The following is an 8977-nucleotide window of genomic DNA, read 5'->3' as shown; positions in this document are numbered from 1 at the left end:
CATCGAAACCAATATTATGCTTTATCGTTTGGCGATGAATGGAAGTGACCTTATTAGATCAACCCACCAAACGCACCGACCCCATCGAGGCACACAGCGCTGTGTCCCGGCGACCAGCCAGACGCATCTGCTGTTCAATCCACTGGCGAGCCTGAATGATATCCACCACGGGCTGCCGCTTCAACAATCGACCAGCCAAGATCCCAGTCTGGTCTGCCCCTCTGGCCGCAAACCTGTCCTCCGATACATAAATTATTACCGCTACTAATCAATGAAAGGCTGTACCGCAGATGGCGATCCACGGCAAAATGTGCGGCTGACTGTGAAAGTTGCCAAAAATGCTCCATGATAAAAGGGTACCAAGGATTAAACTAACTAGGATGAAAACGCATTCATGACACAACCGCAACGCCGCTACGATTTACCGACGATAATTTTTGGCGTGCTGTTTATCGCCATTATGATCGTCGCCAGTTTTTGGGTCATTCAACCCTTTATTCTGGGCTTTGCCTGGGCATCCATGGTGGTGATCGCCACCTGGCCGGTATTGATTAAGCTGCAAAGCCTGCTGTGGGGCCGCCGGTCGCTGGCCGTGGTGGCGATGACCATCCTGCTGCTCCTGCTGTTTGTGCTGCCTATTGCCCTGCTGATCAGTAGCGTAGTAGATAACAGTGCTCCAATCGTGGCATGGGTGAACGCACCGGGCCAGATCCACGTTCCACAGCTGGAGTGGCTGCGCTCCATACCGGTGATCGGGCACAAAGTTTATAACAGCTATCATCTGTTGGTGAACACCGGTGGTAACGCCCTGATAGCCAAAATTCAACCTTACTTCGGTCAAACCGCTACCTGGTTTGTCACCCAGGCGGCACATATTGGTCGTTTCCTGATACATTGTTCGCTGATGTTGCTGTTCAGTGCCTTGCTGTACGCCCGCGGTGAGCAGGTTGGCATGGCGATCCGCCATTTTGCGGTGCGCCTTGCTTCCACCCGGGGCGATGCGGCCGTGTTACTGGCCGGGCAAGCGATCCGTGCTGTCGCATTGGGCGTGGTGGTGACGGCATTGGTGCAGTCGATCCTGGGCGGTATTGGATTGGCCATTTCTGGTATCCCAGCGGCCACCTTGCTGGCCGTAGTGATGTTCATCTTTTGCCTCGCCCAACTGGGGCCGTTGCTGGTCTTGATCCCGGCCATCATCTGGCTGTACTGGACCGGTGACACCACCTGGGGCACCGTGCTATTGGTGTGGAGCTGCGTGGTCGGGACGCTGGATAACTTCTTACGCCCGGCGCTAATCCGCATGGGTGCCGATCTGCCATTGATTCTGATCCTGTCGGGCGTTATCGGTGGCCTGCTGGCCTTCGGGATGATTGGCCTGTTTATCGGCCCGGTAGTGTTAGCCGTCTCTTATCGATTGGTTAGTGCCTGGATAAACGAAGCTCCGGAACCCGCCACCGACCTGGAAGAAGTCGTTAAAGATTTAGAACAGCTGTAATCCCTGCATCGCCTGCTCATCCACTGGGCAGGCGATTACCCAGATATTCCCTTTCCCTGCCACACCCTGCCCGATAATTATTCTGCTGGCTGGCCTGATGCAATAGTTGATGCCATTCAAATACCTATTATTGCAGTGAGCATGTATAAGCCAGGCGGTTTTATTGAGATGATTCTTAATGACGCGCACCAGATAACTGCCTAGTATAAAACCCTATCTTGCTGAAAATAATTGTTTTCCAATCATTATTTTCCAGACAAGTCACCTAACAAGGTAACCCCGAATCTCTGAATTGCTGTGTGTAGTCTTTGCCCGTCTTTTGATGGGCTTTTTTTTATGCAAAATAACCCGCTAATATAAAAAAACCGCCAGGTTTAACCGGCGGTTTGCAATTAATGACAAAATGGCAATGTTATTTAACTGGACGGGCGCAGCATGCAGCGCCCCTACAACTATCTTTGTGACAAATTGACCCACGTCTGCACCACGGTATCCGGGTTTAGCGACAGGCTATCAATCCCCTGATCCATCAGCCACTCGGCAAAGTCTGCATGGTCTGACGGGCCTTGCCCACAGATGCCGACATATTTGCCGTGACGCTTGGCGGCCTGGATCGCCATTGAAAGCAGCGCCTTAACTGCCTCATTGCGTTCATCAAACAGTTCAGAAACCACGCCAGAATCGCGATCCAGTCCCAGCGTTAGCTGCGTCATGTCGTTGGAACCGATAGAGAAGCCATCGAAGTGCTCAAGGAACTGATCCGCCAACAAGGCGTTGGACGGGATCTCACACATCATGATCACTTTCAGCCCGTTCTCGCCGCGCTTCAGCCCCTGACGCCCCAGCTCTGCCACTACGGCCTCCGCCTGAGCCACGGTACGCACAAACGGCACCATCACCTCAACGTTGGTCAGCCCCATCTCATTACGTACCCGCTTCATCGCCGCACATTCCATGGCGAAGCAGTCGCGGAAGCTATCCGCCACGTAACGACCCGCGCCACGGAAACCTAACATCGGGTTTTCTTCGTGTGGCTCATACTTCTCGCCGCCGACCAGGTTGGCGTATTCGTTAGATTTGAAATCGGAAAGGCGCACAATGACGCGCTTCGGCCAGAATGCCGCGCCCAGCGTAGCGATCCCTTCGGTCAAGCGACCGACATAGAACTCGACCGGATCGTCATAGCCCAGCATCAGCGTTTTGATCTCTGCCTGCAGCTCTGGGGTTTGCTGGTCGAACTCCAGCAGGGCACGCGGGTGTACGCCGATCATGCGGTTGATAATAAACTCCAACCGGGCTAGCCCAACGCCTTCATTTGGCAAACGAGCGAAGTCGAACGCACGGTCCGGGTTGCCGACGTTCATCATGATCTTCAACGGGAGTTCCGGCAGTTCAGTGACTTCCGAGCTTTGTACGCTAAACTCCAGCATGTCGCTGTAGACAAAGCCGGTGTCGCCTTCGGCGCAGGAGACGGTGACTTTCTGCCCTTCTTTCAGCAGGTCCGTTGCGTGGCCACAGCCTACAACGGCAGGGATCCCCAGTTCGCGGGCGATGATCGCCGCATGACAGGTACGCCCGCCGCGGTTGGTCACGATCGCTGCCGCCTTCTTCATGATCGGTTCCCAATCCGGGTCTGTCATATCGGTGACCAACACGTCGCCCGGCTCGATGCGATCCATTTCGCTGATGTCGTGGATGACCTTCACCGGGCCAGCCCCAATGCGATGGCCGATGGCTCGCCCTTCCACCAGCACGGTGCTGTTACCGTTCAGTTGGTAGCGTTCCATCACCTGTTCATTGGAGCGCACGGTTTCTGGCCGCGCCTGGACGATCAGCAGCTTGCCGGTGTGGCCATCTTTGGCCCACTCGATATCCATCGGGCGGCCATAGTGTTTTTCGATCAGTAATGCCTGATGCGCCAGTGCCTGAATTTCATCATCGGTCAAAGAGAAACGATTGCGTTGCTCTTCTGGCACATCTTCGATACGTACCTGCTTGCCGTGATCCTGGGAAGGTGCGTACACCATGCGGATTTTTTTCGAGCCAAGGTTGCGGCGTACGATAGCCGGATTGCCCTTCAACAGCATCGGTTTATGGACATAGAACTCATCCGGGTTGACCGCCCCTTGCACGACCATTTCCCCCAGGCCAAACGCCGAGGTGATAAACACCACCTGATCAAAGCCGGATTCGGTATCAATGGTAAACATGACGCCTGACGAGGCCAGATCGGAACGCACCATGCGCTGTACCCCGGCGGAAAGCGCCACGCCACGGTGATCGTAACCCTGATGTACACGATAAGAGATAGCCCGGTCGTTAAACAGCGAGGCGAAGACGTGTTTGATCGCCACCATCACCGCATCAATGCCTTGCACGTTGAGGAAGGTTTCCTGCTGGCCGGCAAACGAGGCATCTGGCATATCTTCGGCCGTGGCGGAAGAACGCACAGCAAAGGAGGCTTCGCTTTCACCCTCGGACAGTTGCTGGTACGCCAGCGTAATTTCACGTTCAAATTCCGCATGGAAAGGCGTATCAATCACCCATTGGCGAATTTGCGCACCGGCCTTGGACAGTTGAGCAATATCGTCAACGTCAGTCTGATCCAGCAGCTGATAAATGCGCTGGTTAACCCCACTTTGCTCAAGAAAATCGTTAAATGCCTGGGCGGTGGTGGCAAAACCGTTGGGAACGGCCACGCCCAAATCGGAGAGATTGGTGATCATTTCACCGAGGGAGGCATTTTTGCCACCGACACGGTCAACGTCGTGCATGCCAAGCTGGTTGTACCAAAGCACATTACGCAAGTCTGGGCCATTGTTAGACATCGAGACAATCCTTATTGCTATCAGTAGGGTATTGACGGATTTTTGACTCGTGCCGCAAAAACGGCACCCAGCCAGACTAGCACAATGATCCATAGACAATGGACAGGTGAATCGATCAAGCCAATCAAGAAAATAGCAATTAAGAGAATTCCAGCGGACACAATTTTATTAGGGATCGTTCCCTAAATGGCTAAAAGCTTACAATTCAACAAATTATGTATTATTTAAACTTTTGCTTAAATACCCCTATTTTTATTGGTTGATTTGACGAAAATAGCGTCGATTTGTGTCGAAGCAGGTAGTTAAAATAGCAATCATTATTTTATAAAAAATGAAATTAGGTTTTATTAAATATATTTAATTTCCGCGAATGATTCCCTCCGTCACAAAATTTCTGTCCCCCTCTTTACCGTATGTGGGTATGCAGACCATGATGTTGATATCAGTCGTTTCAGGCATTAAGGAGTTATGGGTGGAAAGAAGCGTTTTTTATATCTCGGATGGCACGGCCATTACCGCCGAAGTATTGGGGCATGCGGTGCTGTCACAGTTCCCGGTCAAGGCCACCACTTTCACTCTGCCCTTTGTGGAAACCGAAGCACGTGCGCGGGGCGTATGCCAGCAAATCAATGATATTTACCAGCAGACCGGGGTGCGTCCACTGGTGTTCTATTCGATTATCTCGCCGGAAGTCCGCCAGGTGATCACCCAAAGTGAAGGATTCTGCCAGGATATCGTGCAAGCGCTAGTCGGACCGCTCCAGGGCGAATTGGCGGTGGATCCAACGCCGGTACCCAATCGCACACACGGGCTGACGGAAAACAACCTGGGCAAGTATGACGCCCGGATCGCGGCCATTGAATATACCCTGGCCCATGATGACGGCATATCGCTGCGCAATCTCGATCAGGCGCAGGTGATCCTGCTCGGCGTATCCCGCTGCGGTAAAACTCCAACCAGCCTGTATCTGGCGATGCAATTTGGTATCCGCGCGGCCAACTATCCGTTTACGGCCGATGATATGGATAATTTACAGCTACCCGCCGCGCTAAAACCGTTTCAACATAAATTATTCGGGTTGACCATTAACCCGGAGCGGTTAACGGCTATCCGCGAAGAACGCCGTGAAAACAGCCGTTACTCCTCTCCGCGCCAGTGCCGGATGGAAGTTGCCGAAGTGGAGGCGCTATTTCGTAAAAACCAAATTCGCTACCTCAATACCACTAACTATTCGGTGGAAGAGATCTCCACCAAGATCCTCGATATCCTCGGCATGAGCCGGCGGATGTTCTGATAGCCGGGGCTGGCCGGATAGTCGTCCATGCCCCCCTTTTTTGTGCTTTTTTACCGTTTTTAATCAACCGATCACCATCTCCACGGTTGAATTCAGCGGTTTTTGCGTTATTGTGATCGCCATCACTTCCCGGTATTCCTGCCGTCGCGAAGAACAGTTTTAGAGACAATCATGCACAAAACAGATGAACTGCGGACCGCGCGCATCGACAGCTTGGTCACGCCTCAGGCGTTGGCAGAGAAGTTGCCGATCTCTGCATCGGTAGCCGACAACGTGACGGCGTCACGTAAACGTATTGAAAAAATCCTAACCGGCGAAGACAAGCGCCTGTTGGTGGTGATTGGCCCCTGCTCCATTCACGATCTGGATGCGGCGATGGACTATGCCAGCCGCCTTAACGTGCTGCGCGAGCGTTATCAGGATCGTTTGGAAATCGTGATGCGCACCTATTTTGAAAAACCGCGCACCGTGGTGGGCTGGAAAGGCTTGATTTCCGATCCCGATCTGGATGGCAGCTATCAGGTCAACCGTGGCATTGAGATGGCGCGTAAACTGCTGTTGGCAGTCAACCAGCTTGGCCTAGCGACGGCCACCGAGTTCCTGGATATGGTGATCGGCCAGTATATTGCCGATCTGATCAGTTGGGGCGCGATTGGCGCTCGCACCACCGAGAGCCAGATCCACCGTGAAATGGCCTCGGCGCTCTCTTGCCCGGTCGGTTTCAAAAACGGTACCGACGGCAATACCCGCATCGCCATTGATGCCATCCGTGCCGCGCGCGCCGGTCATATGTTCCTGTCGCCAGACAAAACCGGCCAGATGACCATTTACCAGACCAGCGGCAATCCTTATGGCCATATCATCATGCGCGGCGGAAAAACGCCAAACTATCACGCGACCGATGTGGTAGCCGCCTGTGATAGCCTGCGTGAGTTCGATTTACCTGAACAACTGGTGATCGACTTCAGCCATGGTAACTGCCAGAAATTGCATCGCCGCCAGTTGGAAGTTGCGGAAAACGTCTGCCAACAGATCCGTGCAGGCTCCGTGGCCGTGGCTGGCGTGATGGCTGAAAGCTTCCTGGTGGAAGGTACGCAGAAAATCGTGGCTGGCCAATCGCTAACCTACGGCCAATCCATTACTGACCCTTGCCTCAGTTGGTCGGACAGCGAGCAGTTGCTGGCTATGCTGGCTGACGCGGTAGATACCCGTTTCTGATCTTGCTACGTTGCGGGCGCCGCATTGCTGCGCCCGCTTAGCTATACTGCATAGCATTCAACGTCATTGTCATACCGATCGGAGCCTTTGCGCATGCGCCACTCACTGCTATCCATTCCCTGTATCACATTACAAGGGGAACATAAAACGCTGGCCGACTTTCCGGCGCAGGCATATCTGGTAGTGAATACCGCCAGCAAGTGTGGCTTTACCCCGCAGTATGCGGGCTTGGAAAAGCTGTGGCAGTATTATCGCTCACGCGGGTTGATGGTGCTGGGCTTCCCCTGCAATCAGTTTGGCGGGCAAGAGCCGGGCAACCCGCTGGAGATAGCCAACTTCTGCACCCTCAACTATGGCGTCAGCTTTCCGCTGTTCAGCAAGGTCGACGTCAACGGCGCACAGGCGCATCCCTTGTTCAACGAGTTGAAACGCCGTGCTCCCGGTCTGTTAGGCAGCCAACGTATCAAGTGGAACTTCACCAAATTCCTGCTCACCGCCGATGGCGAGCGCATCACACGCTTTGCCCCCATCACCAAACCCGAGCGCCTGTTCAACCACATCGAAACCCTATTGAAATAACCTTTTCGTCAACAATTTGACCAGGATCAATCTAGCTCCGGTAAGCATGACTGCAAAAAGGTTCCATCGGTAACAAAATTTCCCTTGATGTAACCTTTCACTCACATGATAATGATTATCAATTTGATATTAATTACCATTTACTGGTTGAATTTATGGACAATCTCGATAATTCCCATCAGTCCAACAACGCTTTGGTTACGCCCGACGGCAGTGTACACGCCGCTTTACCGCCCTGCTTCGACAGTGCCGAGCTGCTGGGCAGTGATGGGCTGGCGGTGATCATCCATCAAGGTCAACGCTATCAACTGCGCCAGACCAAAGCAGGAAAATTGATCTTAACCAAATAACGCCTTAATCCATTTAACGCCAGCCACCCCGATCTTACGATCCAGGCAGCCAGCAAATCTATTGCTATGTTAAATCATACGGAGAGTTGCCACATGCCTGCCATTTTTGCCTCCCGGCTGCGTTTATCCGCATTAAGCCTGGCCATTGCCTGCGCTTTGCCTACGGTGGTTTTTGCCCAGACCGACACCCGTGTTTCCGCTGCCAGCAAGGCACAAGACAAAAATCAAGATGACGCCATGACCGTGGTCGCCACCGGTAACCCGCGCAGTAGTTTTGAAGCGCCGATGATGGTAACGGTGATCGACGGCAACAGCCCCCAGAGCCAGACCGCCACGACCGCCGGAGATATGCTGCGTCATGTGCCTGGTATTACCGTGACCGGTACCGGCCGTAGCAATGGGCAAGACATCATGATGCGGGGTTACGATCGGCGTGGCGTGCTGACCTTGGTTGATGGTATTCGTCAGGGAACCGATACCGGCCATATCAATGGCACCTTCCTGGATCCAGGATTGGTAAAACGTATTGAAGTGGTGCGTGGCCCATCGGCACTGTTGTACGGCAGTGGCGCATTAGGTGGGGTTATCTCCTATGAAACGGTGGATGCTGCCGATCTACTGTTGCCCGGTCATAACACCGGCTACCGCGTATTCGGCACTGCAGCTAGCGGCGATCATAGCCTGGGCATGGGTGCCAGCGCTTTCGGTAAAACTGACGATCTCGATGGCCTGATCTCTTTCGGCACCCGTGATGTCGGAAATATTCGCCAGGGCGATGGCTTTAATGCGCCGAATGATGAAACCATCAGCAACGTTTTGGCCAAAGGCACCTGGGCCATTGATGACAACCAGTCCCTGAGCGGTAATCTGCGCTATTACAACAACCGGGCGCAAGAGCCTAAGAACCCGCAAACACCTGATGTTTCCAGCGGCAATTTGTTAACCGATCGCTCCACCATCCAGCGTGACGCACAGCTCGGCTATAAGCTCAAGCCCACAGGCCAGGATTGGCTGGATGCCGATGCCAAGATCTATTACTCCGAAGTAGAGATCAATGCGCACACCGATGGCAGCACGGATGAAGCCCGTAAACAAACCACCCAAGGTGGCAAGCTGGAAAACCGTACCCGCCTGTTCGCCGACAGCTTCGCTTCGCACCTGTTCACCTATGGTAGCGAAGCCTACCGGCAGGAACAGACGCCGGGGGGCGCCA

Annotated in this window: 7 protein-coding genes; 6 read left to right on the top strand and 1 reads right to left on the bottom strand. The window is 53.5% G+C overall.

What is annotated here, in order from left to right; all coding sequences use genetic code 11:
• Positions 1 to 394: 394 nt before the first annotated feature.
• Positions 395 to 1495 (top strand): AI-2E family transporter YdiK, encoded by a 1101-nt coding sequence (gene ydiK, locus ACLQ7H_RS23915; protein ID WP_411754818.1) that lies wholly within the window; start codon positions 395 to 397, stop codon positions 1493 to 1495.
• Positions 1496 to 1947: 452 nt separating this feature from the next.
• On the opposite strand, the gene ppsA is transcribed toward ydiK, so the two are convergent.
• A complete protein-coding gene (gene ppsA, locus ACLQ7H_RS23910) occupies positions 1948 to 4323 on the bottom strand; it encodes a phosphoenolpyruvate synthase (protein ID WP_411754817.1) in 2376 nt (791 codons plus the stop codon).
• A 472-nt stretch (positions 4324 to 4795) separates the two neighbouring features.
• Between ppsA and ACLQ7H_RS23905 the strand changes: the two genes are divergently transcribed.
• From ACLQ7H_RS23905 to ACLQ7H_RS23885, 5 genes are all read left to right on the top strand, one after another.
• A complete protein-coding gene (locus ACLQ7H_RS23905) occupies positions 4796 to 5617 on the top strand; it encodes a pyruvate, water dikinase regulatory protein (protein ID WP_021804571.1) in 822 nt (273 codons plus the stop codon).
• 171 nt (positions 5618 to 5788) lie between these two features.
• Complete coding sequence (locus tag ACLQ7H_RS23900; protein ID WP_411754816.1) at positions 5789 to 6835, top strand: 3-deoxy-7-phosphoheptulonate synthase; 1047 nt, start codon at positions 5789 to 5791, stop codon at positions 6833 to 6835.
• A 93-nt stretch (positions 6836 to 6928) separates the two neighbouring features.
• Entirely contained in the window at positions 6929 to 7414 is a 486-nt protein-coding gene (locus ACLQ7H_RS23895) for a glutathione peroxidase (protein WP_411754815.1), read from the top strand.
• Positions 7415 to 7569: 155 nt separating this feature from the next.
• Positions 7570 to 7764: a hemin uptake protein HemP gene (gene hemP, locus ACLQ7H_RS23890; protein WP_411754814.1), complete on the top strand. Its 195-nt coding sequence runs from the start codon at positions 7570 to 7572 to the stop codon at positions 7762 to 7764.
• Positions 7765 to 7857: 93 nt separating this feature from the next.
• Positions 7858 to 8977, top strand: a 1120-nt coding sequence (locus ACLQ7H_RS23885) for a TonB-dependent receptor plug domain-containing protein (RefSeq protein WP_411754813.1), incomplete at its 3' end; no start/stop codon positions are given.

This window comes from Serratia sp. (in: enterobacteria) (genome assembly GCF_046715635.1).
Classification (GTDB): Bacteria; Pseudomonadota; Gammaproteobacteria; order Enterobacterales; family Enterobacteriaceae; genus Chania.
Note: the sequence above shows the minus strand (reverse complement) of the source record. Positions and strands in the feature narration are given on the sequence as shown.

Coding starts and splice junctions, on each gene's coding strand:
- ppsA (WP_411754817.1), bottom strand. CDS start 4,323: ATGTCTAACAATGGCCCAGACTTGCGTAATGTGCTTTGGTACAACCAG.
- ACLQ7H_RS23900 (WP_411754816.1), top strand. CDS start 5,789: ATGCACAAAACAGATGAACTGCGGACCGCGCGCATCGACAGCTTGGTC.
- hemP (WP_411754814.1), top strand. CDS start 7,570: ATGGACAATCTCGATAATTCCCATCAGTCCAACAACGCTTTGGTTACG.
- ACLQ7H_RS23895 (WP_411754815.1), top strand. CDS start 6,929: ATGCGCCACTCACTGCTATCCATTCCCTGTATCACATTACAAGGGGAA.
- ydiK (WP_411754818.1), top strand. CDS start 395: ATGACACAACCGCAACGCCGCTACGATTTACCGACGATAATTTTTGGC.